This window comes from Catenuloplanes sp. NPDC051500, from assembly GCF_044454585.1.
Taxonomy (GTDB): Bacteria; Actinomycetota; Actinomycetes; order Mycobacteriales; family Micromonosporaceae; genus Catenuloplanes.
The window spans coordinates 1-19,586 of record NZ_JBITDX010000003.1 but is presented as its reverse complement, the minus strand read 5'-3'; the positions used below and the strand labels follow the sequence as shown (position 1 = coordinate 19,586).

The following is a 19,586-nucleotide window of genomic DNA, read 5'->3' as shown; positions in this document are numbered from 1 at the left end:
ACAATTCAGAGCAGGCGAAGCCCCTCGGCCACCCGCGTCATGGTCTCCTCGGTGGGCCCGTCCGGCGCCGGATCCTCCTCCTGCACGACCAGGTGCCCGGCCGCGCTCAGGTCGCCGACCAGCACCATCGTCACGCCGAGGTGCAGGCCCAGCCGGGCGCTGATCTCCATGACGGACAGCGACTCCACGCAGAGCCGCACGATCTCACGTTCCTCCGGGCCGAGCGCATCAGTCGACTCGCCCCAGCGCGCCACCACCCGCGTCTCCATGCCGATGCCGCCGCCCACGTCCGCGTCCGTGTCGTGGACCCGCCCGGAGGTCAGCACGAACGGCCGGAAGCCTGTGGAGTTGTTCCACCCGGGCTCATCCGTGGGCGCGGCGGACAGGTACGGGCGGACCCGGTGCCGTCCGCCGGGCTCTTCGTCGTCTTCCGGGCCGGTCACGCCTGGACGTTGCGCTTCAGCTCGTTGATGAGCGTCGGGGTGAGCGCGTCGCCGGCCTTGTTCGCGAAGAGCGTCATCTCGTAGGCGAGCGTGCCCAGGTTCGCGGAGCGCTCGGCTATCACGCCGAGTGCCGAGCCCGCGCTGATCGACGTGACGAGCAGATATCCCTCGTCCATGTCCAGGATGACCCGGTTCAGGCCGCCGAGCGGGTAGCAGCCCGCCGCGCCCGCGGCCAGGCTTGTCAGCCCGGAGACGACCGCGGCGAGCCGTTCCGAGTTGGCCCGTTCCTGGGCGGTGGTCATGGCCATCAGCAGGCCGTCGGACGACACGGCGATCGCCTGGACCACGCCTGCGGTGCCGGACGCGAACGTGTCCAGCAGCCAGTTGAAGGTCTTGGCCTCGGTGCTCAGGGTGCTCATCGGGTGTTTCCCTCGTCGGTGTGCTGGTCGGATCGGACGGCACGCAGGCCTCGGGCGACGCCCGACTCGAACTGCCGCATCAACTCGCGTACCTTCTCCGGGTCCTGACGGGCCGGCGAGGTTCCCGGGCGGATGATCCTCGGTGGAACACGTGGCAGGTCCTGGGTGCCCATGGTCGCGCCCGGCACCCGCTTCAGCAGCCCGTTACCCGTCTCGGCCGGGTCGATAACCGTGATCTCGGTCGTCGGTGCGGTGTCGTCGCCGGCCTGCCGGACGGACGGCGCCGGGTGCTCCACGATCTCGCCGCGGGACGCGACCATCGGGACGATCAGCGGCCTCGGCACCTCAGCGGTGTCGGCCGTGTCGACGGTCCGGCCGTCCGCGTCCGCGACGATCAGCGGGCTGACCGGTTTCCGCGGCGCCGGCAACGGACCGGGCAGCGCCAGCGGGCCGGGGAGCGGGACCGTGCCGGGGAGCGGCACCGGGGCGGCGCGGTACTCGATCACCGGCCGGACCCGCAGCGGCGTCTGCGGCACGGGCTCGGGAGCGGCGGGTTCCGGCTCCGCCTCGACCTCGGGCAGCTCCGCAAGCTCGGCCGCCGCGGCCGCGATGGAGAACGCGTCCCACGACGGGCCGGCCTCCAGGCTGCGGCTCGCCCGGTCCAGCAGCGCCACCTCCATGCCCGGGGTCGAGGGCGCGGCTTCCACCCGTACCGCCGCGAAGGACTGTGCCTTTTCCGGCTCCGGCAGGATCAGCTGGCCACGGCCGAGCAGCACGGACGCGGTGACCCCGCCGCCGGGCGTCTCCCCGAGCACGACCGGCATGCCCTGCCGGCGGGCCACCCGGCCGACGACGAGGAGGCCGAGCACCTCGGACGGCGCCAGGTCGAGCCGTTCCCGGCGGGCCAGCCGCGCGTTCTCCCACGCCAGCCGGTCCGGCGGCAGGCCGAGGCCGTGATCCGTGACGAGCAGGCGGACGCCGTTGTCGGCCGGCGCGGCCGTGACCGTGACCCGGGTGTCCGGCGGCGAGAACGTGCAGGCGTTCTCCATCAGCTCCGCCACGACCAGCGTGAGGTCCGCGATCGCCTGCGGCAGCACGTCGATGGTGTCCGGCAGGTCCACGTCGACGCGCGGGTAGCCCTCGATCTCGCCGAGCGCGAGCCGGACCACGTGAAGCAGCGGCAGCGGCTCGCGGTGCTGGCCGGCCGCCGCGTCGCCACCGGAGAGCGCGACCAGGCTGCTGGCGTTGCGGCGCAGCCTGCTGGCCATGTGGTCGAGGCGGTAGAGGCTCTCCAGGCGCGTCGCGTCCGCCTCGTCGCGTTCCAGCGCGTCGATGATGGCGAGCTGGCGGTCGATCAGGTTCTCCGCGCGGCGGCCGATGTGGCCGAACATCTGGGCGACGTTCCGCCGGCTCGCGACCTGCCGCTCGACCAGCCGGGCCGCGGTGCTCTGCAGCCGGTTGAACGCGTGCGCGAGGTCGCTCACCTCGTCGTCGCCGCGCACCCGCAGCGGATCGAGCCGGACCGGCGAGGACGACTCGGCCTCGTCGTCGGCGACGCGGGTCAGCTCCTCCTCGGTGAGGCGGGCGACGCGGTCCGCGGTCTCGGTCAGGCGCAGCAGCGGCCTGGTGACGCGGCGGGCGGTGAGGAACGCGCCGGCGACGACGGCCGCGGTGAGCAGCACTGTCAGCAGGAGCACCACGGTGGCGATCGCGTTCGCCTCGCGCCGGTCGGCCTCGACCAGATCGCCGACCTCGCGGGCGATCTGGTGCTCGATGAACCGGCCGTTGACAAGGATCGACTGGATGGACGGCAGCATGCGCGCGGCGTCCATCCGGTTCGCGGTGCCGACCGGGTCGGCGGCGAAGCTCTCGAAGAATTCGTCGCCGGCCGCGATGCGCATCTGGGCGAGCACCGAGTCGTAGGCCGCGGCCTGCTCCGCGTCCGCGAAGCCGCGCAGCCGGGCCGTCTCCCGGTCGAGCGCCTCGAACCTCCCGGCGGCTCTGGCCACCGCGGCGATGTCCTTGCTTCCCGCGAGGTCGAGCAGCACGTACGCGCCGGCGCTCGCCTCCTCGTCCACGCGCAACGCCGCGTCCAGCGCGAGCACCCGGCGGCCGGTCGCGGTACCGCCGTCCGCGACCTCGGTCAGCCGCAGCCCGTCGATGAACCGCGCGATGACCTGCCCGAAGTCTTCACCGATCACGTCGGTGCCGGCGGTGCGGGCCAGCACCTCCTTGCGCGTCTCCGCAAGGTCGCCGACCGAGTCCGCGGCCGCGGCCAGCTCCGGCGTCAGGTCGCCCTCGACGCGCAGCTCGGCGGTCCAGTCGCTGACGCGTGCGGTCTGCAGTTCGAGCCGGGACCTGTCGGTGAGGCTGCGCACGTACGCCACGGAGAGCAGCCGCTCCTGTTGCAGCGCCTGCACGACCGCACCGACCCGCCCGGCCTGGACGACCCGGTCCGCGGTGTCGCCCGCCCGCGCGGCCTCCTGCATGCGGTCGACGACCACCGGCACCGCAAGCGTGATCAGCCCGATCAGCGGCACCACCATGACGAGCGCCAGCTTGCCCTGAACGCGCAGCGCGGGGAACTCAACGCGTGGCACTGGTCCGCCTCCGTCTCGGCGCCCAGACGTCCTCCGCCGCCGCGGTCTCCTCGGCGTGCCGTGGTACCGGCTCGGTCTGGGTGCGGGGCCGGTTGCGCACCAGCGGCAGCAGTATCGGGACGGCCGCGATCAGTACGGCCAGGACAAGCATGAACACCGCGACGATCCGCTGGGTGGCCAGGCTCTCGCCCCGGTCGTGGAGAAGCGTGTCCAGCTCGGTGAGGACCGTCGCCATCAGGTCGGCCTGGGCGCGCTGCGCCTCGGTGCGTGCGGGTGAGATCTGCGCGGCCAGGCCGGCGTCCGTCTCCGCGCCCGCAGCCACCACGTAGAGCTTGTCGACGCCCTGCCGGAAGCGGTTGAGGCCGGTCAGCAGCTTGGTGCTGAGCGTGTCGCTCTCCGTGGAGTCGAGCGAGGCCTGCAGGTTGTCGGTGAGGTCCGCGACGCTTCTCTCGACCGTGGCGCGGGCGGCCAGGATCCGGCCGAGCAGCGCGGGCCGGTCCGCGTCTGACGCGCCGACCGCCATCCCGGCCAGGTCGGCGAGGCGCCCGGTGCCGACGATCAGCGCGGGCAGCTCCGCCGCGCCGGCCTCCTGCAGGTGGAACGTGTCGCCGCGTGGGTCCCGGCTCAGCTCCGCGTTGTCGCGCACCTCGGCGTGCAGCGCGAGCAACAGGTCGGTGACGGCCGCGTACGACTCGTAGACCGTGGACGTGCTGCCGTTCGCCCCGCCCAGCGCCTCGATCTTGGAGCGGGCGTCGGCCCAGCGCGCGGTGGTGCCGAGGTCCGCGCCGAGTCGCGCGTCCACCCCGTCCACGGCCGCGACCGCGCCGTTGACCGGGTCCAGCGACGGGCTCTGATGAAGCGCGGCCGACTGTGCCTCGGCCAGGACGCGGGTCAGCTCGCCGAGCGCGATGGCGTATTCGACACCCTGGCGCTCGCGATTGACCGAGTCGATTCGCTCGCTGGCGCCGTTCCAACTCTGTCCGAAAAGGACTGCGGTCGGTACGAGAATCAGCACGACCGCGAGAAGACCCGGCGCGGAACGCGACCATTGACGCGCACGCCGCACTGGCATGATCACAATGCACCCCTAGTTCACAGCCGCCCGTTCTCGCCACCACCACGGCGCGCGGTGGCCGCGGTGATCGCCCCGCGCGAAACGGACGTCGCCAACGGGTAGGAAAGTAGCGGAAGTTCGGCACGTAATGGGATTTTCGATTCAAGAGAAATTCTGCCGTCTCTCTGCTAGCGTGCCGCTGATCACTGAGCGCTTACAAGCGACCACCCATAGCGATCACGGCGGTTCCCGGTCTGATCAGGATGGATATGGTCATTCGCGGCAAAACGACTGGGGCAAAAACCCATAATGAGGATGATCTAGCCCGTTGGAGGCTCGATGTCCTCTGCTCGACGCAGACCCCACCTCTTTCTTCGCGCTTCCGGCGTGGATCCGGATGAGGCGCTCTTCTGGGGCGAGGCCGGCCGGTACCGCGTCTTCGGCGCACTGGTCCTCTTCACCACGCTGATGGCATCCGCCGCCATGCTCTGGGCCGTCACGATCGCCACCGACGCACCGCTGCGGGTGGCGGCCGCGGTCGCGCTGGTCTGGGGCTTCGGCATCTTCCAGATCGACAGGTGGCTGGTCTCCGCGCACCTCGAACGGGACGGCCTGATCTACCGGCTCTGGCTGCTGGTGCCGCGGCTTGCGATCGCGGCGCCGATGGGGCTGCTGATCGCCTGGTTCGCGATGCTCGGCGTCGGCGCGAAGGAGATCCAGCAGCAGCTCGACGCGGACCGGCTGCAGAGCACCGCCGCGATCTCCACCCAGGTCCGCGCGGACTCCGACCTGGCCCGGCAGCGTGCCACGCTTACCGCGGAGAAGGCCGCGCTACAGAAGGACTACGACCGGGCGGCGGCCGCGATCCCGCCGTTGCAGCGCGCGTTCGACGAGGAGTGCAGCGGCACCGGCGGTACCCGGCGGTGGGGCTGCGGGCGGATCGCCAGCATCAAGCTCGGCGACCTGAACGTGGCGAAGACCGCCCGGGACATCGCGCGGAGCCGGCTGAAGGCGCGCGGCACGGAGATCGACGCGGAAGTGCGGAACCTCGACGCCCGGATCGCGGCCACCGCAAGCCAGGCCAGCGCGTCCACTGCGCACAACGACGGCATCTTCGCCCGCCGCACCGCGCTCGCCCGGGTGCTGGAGACCGACCCGGAGGCCCGCCGGCTCTACCGCCTGCTGGAGATCGTCTTCGTGGTGGTCGACCTGGTTCCGGCCGTGGCGAAGGTCTTCTCGCCGGTCAGCCTGGTCGACATCGCGAAGCGGCATCGGCGCCGGCGGACGCAGGAGGAGTTGGAGGCCGCGTCCACGGCCGAGCGCGAGTCGCCGGACGTGCACCGCGCGCTGATCTACGCGGCCGCCCAGCGTGCGGAGAGCCTGCGCGAGCAGGCGGACGCCCGGCGCGCGCTGGACAGTGCCTACCTGGGCAGTCGCGACTACGTGCGCCGCGAAGCCACTCACCGGGTTGCGGAGCACCACACAGCGCTGCAGTCCGAGCGGGTGCACCGCACGCTGCCGGCCGGCGGCCCCCGCCTGCCGGGACGCGCCCGGCGGCATCGTCGCCGCGCGTCAAGGACACCGTGGACGGCCGCGGGCGCGTTGCTGCTGTTCGCCGTCGCCCTTACCGCATTCGTCCGTTAGTCGCTGTAAAGAGGACGACTGGATTCCGACGGAAGCGAGACGGACGACCCGGGGGTGCCGCAAACTTGGCCCAGTTGTGACCCCGATGCGGCGAACCTCAGCACGTCAGGACGCAGAAAATCCGGGAAACTAACGATCGGTGTTCCTGGTTGTCACGCCTGCCGCCCGCCACATTGTCCGGATTTCCCCGGATAGGTCGGAAGTGGCTCACGTTTGAGAGTCTGCAGATGCACGTGCATCTGCACTTGCCTCCGTCCTGTGCGGACGCGCATCATTGCCGGAGCGCCTCGCGCCTTCCCCCGCACCGCACCACCTAGCGAGTCGAGCGAGGATCCCCGCCATGCCCGAGCCGCCCCCGCTGCCACCTAACCGCCGCTGGATCGTCGACCACCTCCTGCCCCGCTTCCTGGAGCCGGAGTTCACCGACGACGGCGACGTGGTCCCGGCCGAGCAGCCGATCATGCTGTTCTGGACGGCCCGCGGCGACCGCGGCAGCGACCTGCTCGCCCACGTCTGGGCCGAGTCGCAGGGCGTCCGGCCGCGCGTGCGCATCGACCTCGGCGCCTGCGGCTGGCTGGAGCCGCACGAGCTGCTGGGCCGGGTGATGTTCGGCCTGGCCGGGCAGATCAAGGGCTACGGGCGACTCACCCTGCCCCGGTTCGCGCTCGGCCTGGTCGCGCTGCGTGTCTCCTTCGAGGACGACAACAGCCGGCACGCCACCGAGCAGGTGCTCCGCGAGCTGCTGACGAACCGGCACCGGCTGAAGAGCACCACCCGCGAGGTGCTGCTCAAACTCGGCCGGGACCTCGCGGCCGCAGGCCTCAAACCGGACCCCAGCGAGGTCAGCTACCTCGCCGCGATCGACGCCACCGCGGCCGCGCTCGGCCGCCGCGCCCACGAGAGCCTGGCGTGGTACCGGCAGCGGCACACCACCTCCCGCGACCCGCTCGACGCGCTTATCGACATGCGGCACACCATGGAGGTCGACCACGAGGCCATCGAGTCGATCCTCTGTGAGGCGTTCCTGGCCGACCTCGCGGCGGCGTATGACGGCGGCCGGTTCGCCGGCCCGCGCACCGACCACCCTGTGGTGCTGCTCGACCACGCGGACAGCGGCTCCGGCCTGAGCCTGCTCTCCCTGCTCACCGCCATCCGGCACAAGCGGCTTGTCGAGCGCGGCGGCACCGGCCGGTCCGACCCGATGCTGCTGCTCGCGTCCGGCCACACCAGATTCCCGGCCGGCACCGCGAAACCGGCCACCTCCACCCCACCCGGCCTGCTCTCCGACGGTGGCGCCGGCGCCTGGCGGGAGCGGCTCGCCGCCGGCTGGGCCGATCCCGCACACCTGCTGCTCGTGACCGAGCTGCCTGATCTCGACGACGATTCCGCCGAGGCGATGTGCCGCCACCTCGAGTCCGCCGTCACCTCCGACGACGTGACAGTGGCCGAGCGTCTCACCGGCGGCCATCCCTGGGGGTTTGCCCATGTGTTACGGACGCTGGCTGCGGCACGACAGGCGGACGGAGCTTCCGGTCCGCCCCTCGATCCCCGGGCGGTGCTGCGTCTGGCCGACGCCGTTGACCCGGGTGCGACGCTCGCGACGGTGACCGCGTCGCGGCTGCTCGGCCGGGTCGCCGGCGCGCTCCACGACGAGCTTGTCACCTGCAGCGTGCTGCCGGTCCTCGACCCGGTCTCGACCGCGGTCGCGCTCGCCGCGCCCCCGCCGCCCGGCCTCGCCGAGTTCGCCCGGACGGACCTGCTTGTCGCGCCGGGCGCCCGGGTCCTGCACCCGTTCCTGCGCCGGGTGCTGCTCGACCAGCTCGCCGACCGCCCGATCCACCATCCGGACTCGTGGCGCGCCGTCCACGAACGACTCCGGGAGCACTACGAGCAGACCGGCGACCGGATCGGCGCGCTCCGGCACGGCCTCGCGCTCGGCGAGATCGAACCGGTCGTCAGCCACCTCGACCTGCGCCTGGCCGAGCTGCCCGCCGACCGATGGCTGGCCGAGCTGCGCGCGATCACCGCCGCGCCGCGGACGACAAGCCGCTATCCCGGCCCGCGCGGCGAACTCCGCGAACTGGCCGAGCCGGTCAACGGCGACCCGCACCTGGTCCGCCTGGTCATCGCGCACTGGATCCGCACCGATCCGCTGGGCGACCCGACCGGCGCGCTTGACGCGCAGATCGCGGCCTCGCTCGACCACATGGCGGACCGCGCGATCTTCCAGATCGACCGGTTCTACGACGAGGCGCTCGCGTTCCGCACCCGGCAGCACAAGCCGGAGGCGCCCCCGCGTACCGCCGCTGGCTTCTGGATGGTCGACCTCACCAACTGAGCTCAAGCCTTTCCTCTGCCGAGTTGGTCACGCATCACCACCCGAGGCCTCCCGGCGACACCGGTCGGCCGCGGGCGGCCTCCCTGCCAGGTCCGTGGTCGCACGATCAAGACCGAGCCGGTCGGTCTTCTGCCAGCTCCATGGGCGCACCATCATGACCTGGGACGGACGTCTCTGCTTCTTCTTGCCGACCGCGAGGCCGGAAGGGAGGAGCCTTGGCGACGACCGGTGCCCGCGGGAGCATGCGGGCCGCCACCACACGCAGAGCGGGAAATCCGCTTTGACTTTGATCTTCGCTTTCGCCCTGGTCCTGCCGTCATCATGGGCTGGGCCAGCCGTCCAGGATCAGGGGCGTGCCGGTGCGCCAGCCCGTCAGGCCGGACACGTTGTAGGACTCGGTGTCCGGCGGGAGCGCGCCGACGGGGAACCAGGCGAGGCCGGCGCACTTGTGCGGCTCCGCGTTGACCGGCGCGCCGTGCCGGGTGGGGTTGTGCGGCGCGTGGAAGAACAGGCCGATCCGCGCGTGCCCGCCCGGCCGGCTCAGGTGGACGGTGGCGGCGAGCCGCACGTCAGCGGCGGTCAGCGTCAGGCCGACCTCCTCGCGCGCCTCGCGCAGCACGGCCGCGACCACGCTCTCGCCCGCCTCCATCTTGCCGGACGGCAGGTTCCACAGCCCGTCCGCGAAGCCGGTGTTCTGCCGCCGGGCGAGCAGCACCTCGCCGCCACGGGACAGGATCAGAAAGACATCAACCGGGCTGGTGTACGCCATCAGCGCTGCTCCAGGGCCGTGCCGACATACAGCGACGCGTCAAGCCAGGACTGCACCGCGGCGTCGGACGGGTCCGGGCCGAGCGCGTCCGCGAACGCGCCCACCGCGTCCGCGACCCGCCGCAGGCCGAGCCCGGTCAGCGCGGTGGCCTCGGCGCGCAGCCGCTCCGCGAACGACGTGGGCAGGTGCGCCAGGCCGCGGTGGGCGACCTCGGCCAACAGGCCACCGGCCTGGGACAGCGCGTCCGCAAGCGGGTCGGCCGGGATGGCGCCGTGCGGCAGCGAGTCCGCCCGGCCGTCCGCCGGCGCCAGGTCCGGCACCACAATCGTGCCGTCCGCGGCCACCGCGAGCGGGTCCACCACCAGGCCGCCGGCGGCACGGCGCACGGTGCCGCTGACCAGCCGGACCGGGCCGTGCTCGCCGGTAAGCGCGGCCGCAAGCGCGTCGAGCCGGCCTGGCGCGGCAGGCGTGTGGTGTGCGGTGATCGTGGCGCGGGCGCCGGACGCGTCCGCGACCTGCGCGTCAAGCCGCTGCTGACCGGGCGAGTAGACGACCGCGTGCACCTCCGCGACGGCCAGTGCGCGGACCAGCTCCGCCTCGACGCGCGGCCGGACCGGGCGCGGCGGCAGCACCTCCAGGCGGCGGCGCTCCACGTCGTAGGAGTCGACGAACAGGCCGGCCGGCAGCTGGTCCCAGGTGCCGCGCGACGGGCTCGCGGACGTCTTGGCCAGCCGGCCGGTGGCCAGCCGCACCACCCGGCTGGCGCTTCGCACCGCGGACTCGGTGATCGCGTTGCCGCCGGCCAGCGCGCCGACAGTGGTGCCGCCCACCCGGCGGCGGGCCAGCGCGGGCCCGTCCTCCTCAGTGGTCCAGGACCGGCGCAGGACCAGCACGGTCGTGGAGTCCGCGTGCGCGAAGAAGATCTCGGCGGTCCGGGTGTCGCCAAGCTCGGTCACCCTGCAGCCCAGGCTCTCCAGCCGGGTACGCCGCAACGGCGTCTCCGCCGCCTCCTCGGTGCCCAGCACCCGGCTGCGCAGTCCGGACCCGCCGTTGCGCACGGTCCGCTCCCGGGCGTGCAGCTCCACAAGCAGCTCCGCAAGCGCCTCCGGCCGGTAGCCCGCGCTGCGATCCCGGTACGCGGTAAGCAGCTCGGCCAGGTCCGTGACCGCGAGCAACGGCCAGCGCAGGCCCGCGGAGTCAAGCCCGCGGCGCGCCTCGGCAAGCGCGGACGCCAGTCCGGGGCCGGCGTGCACGGCACCGTCGCGCAGCAGGTCGGACGCGACCGCCACGGCGGGGGCCAGCCCGGTGCCGTCCTTGGCCGCGGCCGCGTCCGTACCCCCGACCTCGATCTGGATCTCCGGTGCGCCGGGGGCCCGCTCGTCCGCCGCCCGGAACGCCCAGACCGCGAGCGCAAGCACGTCGTCGCGCGCGCCCGCGACCGCGTCCGTGTGCACGAAGCCCAGATCGTGCGGGACCAGGAACCTGACGGTGGCGGACCCGAGGTCGACCTGCGGGGCGGGATCGGCCGCGGACGGGCGGCGCACCCGGGCCACGAAACCTGAGCGCATGGTCTTGCGGGCCGCGGTCATCAGGCGGGCGCCGACCCGGGCCTGCAGCTGCTCGTCAGTGAACGTGGCCGGGGACCAGTCCACCACCTCGGCCTCGTCGCGCGCTGTCTCCGGCGACGGTCCTTCCGGAAGCGACTGATACGCCAGCACCAGGCCGAGCAGGTGCCGGCACGCGCCCGTCGCGCCGCAGGTGCAGGAGCCGGCGTCCAGGCCACCGACCGGCAGCCTGGTCACCGGGCCGTCCGCGAACGTGGCGACGACCGTGCCGTCCGGCTCCTCGACGAGCGCCGGCGGTGCCGTCTCCAGCTCCCGTGCCGCGCGCTTGACCAGGCCCCGGTTGGTCAGGGCGGCCAGCGCGTCAGTTGTCAGCGCATGTAGGTCGGCCCTCACGCGTACCCCCTCATCGGTTGACGTGTTCCGCGATGAACGCGGCCAGCTCGCCCGGCGTCATCGCACCCACGGCCGCGCCGGCGTTCGCGAAGCGCTGCGCGGTGTGCGCGTCGTAGTCCGGGTTGGCGTCGGCGTCGAGCGCGGCGAGGCAGAACACCTTGGTGCCCTGGTCGACCAGGTTGCCGATCAGGCGGACCAGGTGGCCGGGGTCGCCGCCCTCGTAGAAGTCGCTGACCAGCACGAAGATGGTGCGGCGGGGCTGTTCAATCAGGCCGGCGCCGTATTCCACCGCGCGGGTGATGTTGGTGCCGCCGCCGAGCTGGACCTTCATCAGCATCTCGACCGGATCCTCCACATCGGAGGTGAGGTCCACGACCTCGGTGTCGAACGCGACCAGGTGCGTCTTGATGCCGGGCAGGCCCCACAGGCAGCCGGCCGTGACCGCGGAGTGGATCACCGAGTCGGTCATCGAGCCGGACTGGTCGACAAGCAGGATCACCTGCCAGGTGTCCAGGTGGCGGCGGGTCCGGGAGAAGAAGTACGGCGTCTCGATAAGCACCCGCCGCTCGTCCGGCTGGTAGTGGCCGAGGTTGTCCCGGATCGTGCGCCGGACGTCGAAGTTGCGGGCCTGCTGGAAGCGGCTCGGACGGCGGCTGCGGCTGCCGCTGAACGACGTGCGCACCTGCGCCTTGAGCTTCTCCATCAGGTCGCGCACCACCGCCTCGACGATCCGCCGGGCCAGCCGCAGCACCTCCGGGTTCATCAGGTGCTTGGTCTGCAGGACGGCCTTGAGCAACGTCTGGTTCGGGGTGATCGTCTCCAGCACGGCCGGATTCGTGACCACATCGTGGATCTGGTACTTCTCGACCGCGTCCTTCTGCAGACGCTCGATCGTCTCCTTCGGGAACAGCCGGTTGATCTCGTTCAGCCAGTCCACTGTGGTGAGCACCGAGGCACCGTCCCCGCCCTCTTTACCGCCGCGGATGCCCCTTTTGCGCAGGCCTTCGTCGCGGCCGTAGAGCCAGTCCAGCGCCGCGCTCCGGGCCTTGCCCTCGCCGCTCATCTCGCCGTCGTTGAGCGCGGACGCGGGCTCGCCAAGCATCAGCCGCCAACGCTCCAGCGTCGGATCGATCGTCACGTCGTGATCAGCCCTTCCCGCTTCAGCAGCTCGGCGACCCGGCCGTCCAGCTCCGCACCCTCGGCCACCAACTCGGGCGCGGCACCGAGGCGCAGCAGCGCACGGCTGTTGCCGGCGATCCCGCGCCGGGCCAGCAGATGCTGCGCGATCATGTCCCGCTCGCGCGGCGGGAAGAACTCGAACGCCTGACGCAACGCGGGCAACGCGATCAGGAAGTCCCCGTCGCCCATCACGCCGACCGCCTCGTCAAGCACGTCAAGCACGCCGCCGGCCTGCAGCACCTCCTCGCGGGCCAGCGCGAACACCCCGGCCAGCCAGTCACCCGCGGACGTCGGAGTGAACGCGCCGCGGACCACCCGCACCGGATCGCCCGCGTCGGCCGAGCCAAGCGACCAGCCGAGACCGAACCCGGCACCGCGCAGGTCCGGTGGCGTCTCGGTGCTCAGCGCGAGCCGGGCGGCCACCCCGAGCGCGGCCTCCCGGTCCAGGTCCAGCGCGGTCCCGGCGTGCACGATCGCGTCCCGGACCGAGGCCAGCGCACCGATCCGCGGCAGGTCCGCCGGGCCGGCGCCACGCACGCCCTCGGCCAGCCACAGGATCCGCTCCACGGACGTGGCGATCACAGTGCCCAGTGGCGTGCTCCCGGCCGTGCCGAGCAGCCGGTCGTGCCGCCACAGCGCCAGCACCACGTCGAGCACGCGGCCCAGCGGGCCCATCTCCGGCGTGGCGCCGACCGCGCGGCCGACCTCGTCCAGCACCAGGCCGGACAGCTCCGGGATGCCGGCCAGCGCGGCGTCGAACAGCACGCCGGCCAGCTTCTCCACGTCACCGCCCACGTCCGTGACGCGTTCGGCGAGCAGCGCGCCGGTCGCCTCGTCGATGGTGGAGCCGTACCCACCGGCCTCGATCAGCGCGGGCAGCCGGCGGTCGTCGCGCGCGACGGCCCACTCCTCGATCGGCTCCGGGTCGATTCCGGTACGCGGCCCGGAGTGCCTGTCGAAGCCGGGTACGCCAAGGATCCGCAGCCGGTGCAGCACCCGGCTCACCTCGCGGTCAGCGTCCCGGGCCAGGTCCAGGCGGCGGGCGCCGTCCGCGTCCAGGCCGTGGCGCTCCAGCTCCGCGGTGGCGTGATGCACCAGCGGCGGCGCGGGCGTGTCCGCATGCAGCCGCCCGACCCTGTCACCGCTGAGCGCCGCGACCATCTCGACCACCACCGGATGCGTGCCGGGCGCCGGTGTGCCCCGTGCCGACCAGGGCAGCGGCACGTCAAGCGCCTCGTCCAGCAGCGCGGAGACCAACCCGTCGAGCACGTCGGTACGGGACCGGTGCCGATGCCCGCGGACCAGCGCCAGCGCCTGCCCGGACGTGGTCGCCGCGATCAGGTCCGCGGTGGACAGCCGCTGCTTCCGGCCGCGCAGCCGGGTGACCACGGCCTCCAGCAGGTGGTTCGCGGCCGCGTCCACGCCTGCCTCGAACACCCGCTGGTAGTACGCGGGCGACGGCATCCCGGACTGGTAGCCGTCGAACGAGTCCAGGCGGCGGAACGAGTACGGCACCAGGTAGCTGCCACCGGCCGCGTCCGCCGGGAGCGCGTGCACGACCGGCTCGTCGTCGCCGGGCAGCGCGGCCAGCCGGACCAGCGCCGGGCGGTGGAACCCGCCGGTGACCACCACGATCGGGCGGTCGCCGGCCTCCCGTGCGGTCCTGCGGATCCAGGACGCCATGTAGGCCTCGCGGGCCACGTCGTCCTCGCCCGCCTCGGCCTCACCCCGGAGCAGGTCGAAATAGGTGGCGAGGCGCTCGGCCAGGCCCGCCGGCTCTGCGACCTCGAACAGGTGGTCCCAGAGCGTGTCCACGTTGTCCACCGAGAACTCGCGGCAGAGCCGTTCGACCACCTCGGCATAGCGTTGCTCCGCGTCCGCGTACCGGTTCCGCCGCTCGGAGAACGCCGGATGCCACGCCGGAAGGTCGATGAAGCGCAGCTCCGCGCCGGCCGCCCGGCCCGCGGTCAGCGCGGCCCACTCCGGCGAGTAGTCGCAGAACGGCGCCCAGGACGCGTGATGCCGCTCGCCGTCCTTGTAGCTGCTGAACACCGCGATCGGCAGCTCGTGCCCGAGCAGCAGCTCACCGATCCGCGCGTTCATCTCGACCGGGCCCTCGACCAGCACGTACGCCGGGCGCAGCTCCTCGATCGTCTCGCGGACCAGTCGTGCACACGCCGGGCTGTGGTGCCGGACCCCGATGAAGGTGATCATCCGGGGAGCACGTGCCGGGCGTCGTACAGCGCCTTCCACCCCGGACCCTTACGCCCCCGGGCCTGCTGCTCCAGGTACCGGCGCAGCTTCGCCAGGTCCTCCGGGCTGTCCTTGGCCGCGGTGCCGGCCAGGCAGGAGACCAGGTCCTCGGCCGTGCCGGACTCGCCGCGCAGGAACCAGCCACGCAGCCCGACCGCGTGCGCGACCGACACCGCCTCCGCAGTGCTCATCACGGACGTCAGCTTGTCCATCGAGTCGCCGCGCGCGGTCTGCCCGGCGCGCAGTTCCCGGAACGCGGTGACAAGCACCTCAAGCACATCCCGGTTCGGCGCGGCGGTGACGCCGGAGCGCCGCAGCAGCGTGGACGCCTCCGCCTCGACAAGCGACAGCTCGGTGGCCAGGTCCGAGATCGGGAAGACAGTCTCGAAGTTGAAACGCCGCTTGAGCGCGGAGCTCATCTCGTTGACACCCCGGTCCCGGGTGTTCGCGGTGGCGATGATGTTGAAGCCCTCCCGGGCGAACACCATCGCGTCCGGCCCGGTCAGCTCCGGCACCGCCATCACCCGGTCGGACAGCGGCGACAACAGGCAGTCCTGCACCTCAAGCGGGCAGCGGGTGATCTCCTCGAACCGGACCACCTTGCCACCTGACATGCCGTGCAGCAGCGGCGCCGGCACCAGCGACGTCATCGACGGGCCGTCCGCCACGAGCAGCGCGTAGTTCCACGAGTACTTGATCTGGTCCTCGGTGGTGGCCGCACCACCCTGGATCGTCAGCGTGGAGTCACCGCTGACCGCGGCCGCCAGCAGCTCGGACAGCAGCGACTTCGCCGTGCCGGGCTCGCCCACAAGCATCAGACCGCGGCTGGTCGCGAGGCTGACAAGCGAGCGGTCGATCAGCGACGGGTCACCGACGAACTTCTGCGAGATTCCGTGCCGCGCGTCGCCGACGATGAAGCGGCGGGCGGCCCGCAGGCTCAGCGCCCAGCCCGGCGGGCGGGGATCCGAGTCCGTCTCGCGCAGCCTGCGCAGCTCGTCCGCGTACCGGACCTCGGCCGGCGGGCGCTGCATAGTCTCGATATCGGTCACGCGGTCACCTCGTTCAACTCGCGGATGACCTCGGAGATCGTGATCTCGTCAAGGTCACCCAGCTTGATCGTGCTCTTGCGCGAACTCCAGTAGGAGTCGCCCGCACCCTGCGGCCGGACCTCGTCCAGGCGCTGCTCGGGGAAGTAGTCGATCGCGCCGACCGCAATCCCGGGGTCCATCACCACGACCATGATCCGGTCGTCCGGCAGGTCACGCTCGAACCAGCCCTGATGGCCGCCGTCCCCGGTCTCACCGCGCCGCCAGCCGCGCCGTTCCAGCCCGAGCAGCTTGGTGGTCGGCACCTTTACGTCCTTGAAGCGGGTCAGCTCCGACGCCGTCCCCTCGCCCGGCTCCAGCCGGAAGAGCTCGCGGCCCAACTGCGGGAACGGTTGCAGGATCTCGTAGTCCGCGAACACGCCGCTCCAGGCCGGCAGCGCGGAGCCGAGCGTCATCGGGTGCACCACGCCGACCAGGGCATCGTCCGCGACCGTCACCGGGGCATCATCCACATCGGCGAACGACCTGTCCTCCGCCACCCGGAACGTCCCGGCCAGCTCGCCCTTCTCGTACACGCCCCACACCACCCGGCGCACGATGTGCACAAGCAGCGGGTGGCCGACCAGGTAGCGCGTCAGCTCCAGCCCGGTCCACCGCCGGCCGGTCACCATCGACTGCTCCAGCCGCCGCACCTGGTCCCCGCCGACCGTGCGCACATCCTTTTTCAGACCTGAGAAGCGGCGGTACGCCTCCGGCGCCATCTCCGCGTCGTCCCGGGCACCCGGCTTCGGCAGCGCCTTCAGTCGCCGGCCGCTCTCCTCCGCGACAAACGGCTTCAGCTGCTCATCGAAGCCGACCACGAACCGCCGCGGTCCGTAGTCGAGCGTCAGGCTGCCGTTGCCGTCCAGCCCGAAGTCCGGCAGCAACCGGTCCGCAAGCTGCTCCGGGCGCAGCTCGAGCGCGGCCGCGACCTCGGCCATCTTCTCGGTCGCCCGGTCCTTCAGACCCTTGAACTTCGCCTTCTGTGCGATCCCGTGCAGGTGCATCAACGCCACGTCCGACCCGATCGCGGACAGGATCTCCAGGCCGGTGACCGCGCGCGCGTGCCCGCCCTCGCCCGGCCATGCCCGGATCACCGGCGTCAGGTCACGCACCACCTCGTCATCACCGAAATGCGCCAGCGCCTCGAACGCCCACGACTCCTTCGACGGCATGCCCGCAGCCTGCCAGCGCCGGAACAGCGCCCAGGCGAACTCCCCGAGCCCCCGCCTGTCGACAACCCCACGCACCAGATCCAGGCCGGGGTACGGCTCGGAAAGGCGCGACAGCGCCAGCATGGTGAGCACGTGCCGCACCGCGTCGGCCGGCAGCGCGCCGCCCGCGGTGCGAAGACGAGGCAGCAACGCCGCGTCCGCCCACGCCGGCACCACAGGGATCCTGGCCGGCAGTCGCTCCAGCGGGCTCGTGGTGATCAGCGGCTCGATCTCGGTCGCGGCCGCATCGCCATACGACCGGGCGGCCATCCGCACCTCCTCGGCGTAACCGGCGGACACGATCGCCAGCAGCGACGCCTCCGCCGACCGCCGCTCCGGCCCGGCCTTGCCGACGGCGGCAGGGACCAGCGCACGGGCGGCGGAGACCGGATGCCGTTGCAGCCAGGCCAGCGCGGTCGCCCGAACCGACTTGAGGCGCGTGTACCGGTCCGCGATCAGCGTCGCGACCGCGGGCGAGGTGAACGGCAACAGCGCGTCCGTGGCCTGCGGCATCTCCTGCGCGGCGGCGAGCGCGGCCGGGTACGCCGCCATGGCATGCCGAGCCACCACCCGCCGCATGATCTCGCTCGGCTGCCACAGGTCACGCGGCTTCCAGGTGCCGATCTCCGGAAGCGTCAGCGACAACGGCGCCAGCGCGAAGAACGGGCCGGACCGGTACCAGCTGGTGTTCCCCCCACGTTTCGCAGTGGCCGCGGTCGCGGCCCAGTCGTGGTTCGCCACCCAGGACATCTGCTCGAAGCGCACCCCGGACCAGGCCTCCGCCTCGCCGGGCGCCCAGTCGAGCGCGGGCGGATCTGTGCACTCCAGGCCGGTGACAACCGTCGGCTTCCGCACCGTCCGCTTACCGGCCCAGGGCGGGCTGACCAGCACCTGCGGCAGCGACTCCGGCGGCGCCTCGTTCACCCCCTCGGCACGGGCGAGCACGGCACGAACCCGGGCCGCGGACCCGTCAGGCAGGTCCGGAAGGAGATCTGACGCCAGCTCCGGCTCGGCGAGCACCCGCGCGTCAAGCAGCTCGGCGAGCGTGCGCTTACCGGCCGGGCGGGCGGCCAGCAGCCGGATCGCACGCCGAGGGAAGCGCGTTGCGGCGGCCTGGATCTCGGGCAGCACGTAACGCTCGTCGGCGCGGTCGAGCAGCGCCTCGAAGGCCTCGTCTGTGGGAACCGAACCGATCGCGGGGAGGAACCGCTTCGCGTACTCCGCGGCGTCGGTGTCGAGCCAGGTGAGCAGCGCCGGCAGCGCGCCCCCGCGGACGCCGGACAGGAACGAGTGCAGCACGGCCGGCTGGGAGAGCAGCCACCACGAGACGATCAGCGGCGTGATCCTGTCCGCCTGCTCCCGGGTGCCGAGCGCGGTAAGCGTGACCAACGCCAGGTCGGCGGAACCGGTGGCGGCGACCTCCACACTGTCGGCCTCGACCCAGGCAGTCTCGGACGGCGCCAGGAACGAGGTGGCGGCACGGTGGAGCACGGACCCGCGCTCCCGGTGCTCCGCCAGGACGGCGACCACCTCCCGGTACTCGGCCTCGGGGGCGGTCGCCAGCGCGTGCCGCACCCGGCCGGCCAGGTCGAGCAACGGCTTGCGGTGCATGGTGAAGCGCGGGTCGGCCACGTCGAGGAAGTGCAGGGAACGGATCGTCTCCTGGGTGTTGCCGATGTGCATGGCGGACAACTCCACCACCGCCTCGGCCGCGAAGCGCAGTCCGTGCCGGGCGAGCCAGACATCCGCATAGAACGGCAGCTTCTCCGCCTGGGAGTAGCTCATGACGTGGTGGCAGGCCTGCACGACCGCGGCGGCGCCAAGCGGCGTGGAACCCGGCTGATCCCGGTGGTACGCCAGGCCGGCCTCCGCGATCGCGGGAGCCGTGAGCGGGTGCTCAAGCACCTTGCGGATCTTCCCGGGCGACGCGCTTACCAATTCGGCGACCACGGCCAGTGTCTTGGCCTCCTCCGGGTGACGCGGCTTCAGACCGGACTCGCCACGGCGCGGATAGTGGGCGCGGAGCCAGGCCGGCTGCATGACGAACGTGTCCTCATCACCCGGTACACCGTCAGTTGTCACGACCAACCTCCTGCGGCTCGCTCACTTTCGGCGTTACCGTATCCAGCGGGTGCGACATTTTCCTCGGACGTCCGGATCAAAGACGTGCCCGGAAAACAAATCAGGGCCAACCCATATGGGTTGGCCCTGATTAATAAGAAGTCCGGCGGTGTCCTACTCTCCCACACCCTCACGAGTGCAGTACCATCGGCGCTGGTGGGCTTAGCTTCCGGGTTCGGAATGTAACCGGGCGTTTCCCCACCGCTATAACCGCCGTAACACTATGAACTTCTCAACCGGATGTGTACACGGTTGTTTGTTCAGATATCACACAGTGGACGCGAGCAAACTTCAAAGTTTTTGGGATGTAGTCAAGTCCTCGGCCTATTAGTACCGGTCAACTCAACACGTTACCGTGCTTACATCTCCGGCCTATCAACCCAGTCATCTACTGGGGGCCTTACCCACCCGAAGGTGGTGGGATACCTCATCTTGAAGCGAGCTTCCCGCTTAGATGCTTTCAGCGGTTATCCCTTCCGAACGTAGCCAACCAGCCATGCCCATGGCAG

12 protein-coding genes and 2 rRNA genes are annotated in these 19,586 nt (G+C 72.0%); 2 read left to right on the top strand and 12 right to left on the bottom strand.

Annotated elements, in window-relative coordinates:
* Window positions 1–5: 5 nt before the first annotated feature.
* Genes ACIA8K_RS06560 through ACIA8K_RS06545 form a run of 4 tightly spaced genes read right to left on the bottom strand, consistent with a single transcriptional unit; the run spans window position 6 to window position 4,477 of the window.
* Window positions 6–443, bottom strand: coding sequence for a DUF742 domain-containing protein (locus ACIA8K_RS06560; protein WP_396055699.1), 438 nt, complete (start codon window positions 441–443; stop codon window positions 6–8).
* Window positions 440–862, bottom strand: a complete 423-nt coding sequence (locus ACIA8K_RS06555; RefSeq protein WP_396055697.1) for a roadblock/LC7 domain-containing protein — start codon at window positions 860–862, stop codon at window positions 440–442. Before ACIA8K_RS06555 ends, ACIA8K_RS06560 begins: the two co-directional genes overlap by 4 nt.
* Entirely contained in the window at window positions 859–3,462 is a 2,604-nt protein-coding gene (locus tag ACIA8K_RS06550; RefSeq protein WP_396055695.1) for an ATP-binding protein, read from the bottom strand. The genes ACIA8K_RS06555 and ACIA8K_RS06550 overlap by 4 nt, the downstream gene beginning before the upstream one ends.
* The gene (locus ACIA8K_RS06545) at window positions 3,449–4,477 is read right to left on the bottom strand and encodes a hypothetical protein (protein ID WP_396055693.1); all 1,029 of its coding nucleotides are present in this window, start codon (window positions 4,475–4,477) and stop codon (window positions 3,449–3,451) included. The genes ACIA8K_RS06550 and ACIA8K_RS06545 overlap by 14 nt, the downstream gene beginning before the upstream one ends.
* 426 nt (window positions 4,478–4,903) lie before the next feature.
* Between ACIA8K_RS06545 and ACIA8K_RS06540 the strand changes: the two genes are divergently transcribed.
* Both ACIA8K_RS06540 and ACIA8K_RS06535 read left to right on the top strand, forming a co-directional pair.
* A complete protein-coding gene (locus tag ACIA8K_RS06540) occupies window positions 4,904–6,160 on the top strand; it encodes a DUF4407 domain-containing protein (RefSeq protein WP_396055691.1) in 1,257 nt (418 codons plus the stop codon).
* Window positions 6,161–6,500: 340 nt separating this feature from the next.
* On the top strand, window positions 6,501–8,498 hold the full coding sequence (locus ACIA8K_RS06535; RefSeq protein ID WP_396055689.1) for a hypothetical protein: 1,998 nt from the start codon (window positions 6,501–6,503) through the stop codon (window positions 8,496–8,498).
* Between the two features lie 319 nt (window positions 8,499–8,817).
* On the opposite strand, the gene ACIA8K_RS06530 is transcribed toward ACIA8K_RS06535, so the two are convergent.
* The 8 genes from ACIA8K_RS06530 to ACIA8K_RS06495 form a co-directional block, all read right to left on the bottom strand.
* Complete coding sequence (locus ACIA8K_RS06530; protein WP_396055687.1) at window positions 8,818–9,267, bottom strand: NUDIX domain-containing protein; 450 nt, start codon at window positions 9,265–9,267, stop codon at window positions 8,818–8,820.
* The gene (locus tag ACIA8K_RS06525; RefSeq protein WP_396055685.1) at window positions 9,267–11,225 is read right to left on the bottom strand and encodes a hypothetical protein; all 1,959 of its coding nucleotides are present in this window, start codon (window positions 11,223–11,225) and stop codon (window positions 9,267–9,269) included. Before ACIA8K_RS06525 ends, ACIA8K_RS06530 begins: the two co-directional genes overlap by 1 nt.
* 10 nt (window positions 11,226–11,235) lie before the next feature.
* Window positions 11,236–12,327: a VWA domain-containing protein gene (locus ACIA8K_RS06520; protein ID WP_396056684.1), complete on the bottom strand. Its 1,092-nt coding sequence runs from the start codon at window positions 12,325–12,327 to the stop codon at window positions 11,236–11,238.
* 32 nt (window positions 12,328–12,359) lie between these two features.
* Window positions 12,360–14,618 (bottom strand): DUF5682 family protein, encoded by a 2,259-nt coding sequence (locus ACIA8K_RS06515; RefSeq protein ID WP_396055683.1) that lies wholly within the window; start codon window positions 14,616–14,618, stop codon window positions 12,360–12,362.
* Window positions 14,615–15,688, bottom strand: coding sequence for an AAA family ATPase (locus ACIA8K_RS06510; RefSeq protein WP_396056683.1), 1,074 nt, complete (start codon window positions 15,686–15,688; stop codon window positions 14,615–14,617). Before ACIA8K_RS06510 ends, ACIA8K_RS06515 begins: the two co-directional genes overlap by 4 nt.
* A 14-nt stretch (window positions 15,689–15,702) precedes the next feature.
* Window positions 15,703–19,038: a DUF4132 domain-containing protein gene (locus ACIA8K_RS06505; RefSeq protein ID WP_396055681.1), complete on the bottom strand. Its 3,336-nt coding sequence runs from the start codon at window positions 19,036–19,038 to the stop codon at window positions 15,703–15,705.
* 140 nt (window positions 19,039–19,178) lie between these two features.
* Window positions 19,179–19,295: ribosomal RNA gene (gene rrf / locus ACIA8K_RS06500) — 5S ribosomal RNA — on the bottom strand.
* An 89-nt stretch (window positions 19,296–19,384) separates the two neighbouring features.
* Window positions 19,385–19,586: ribosomal RNA gene (locus ACIA8K_RS06495) — 23S ribosomal RNA — on the bottom strand; the annotation flags it as partial.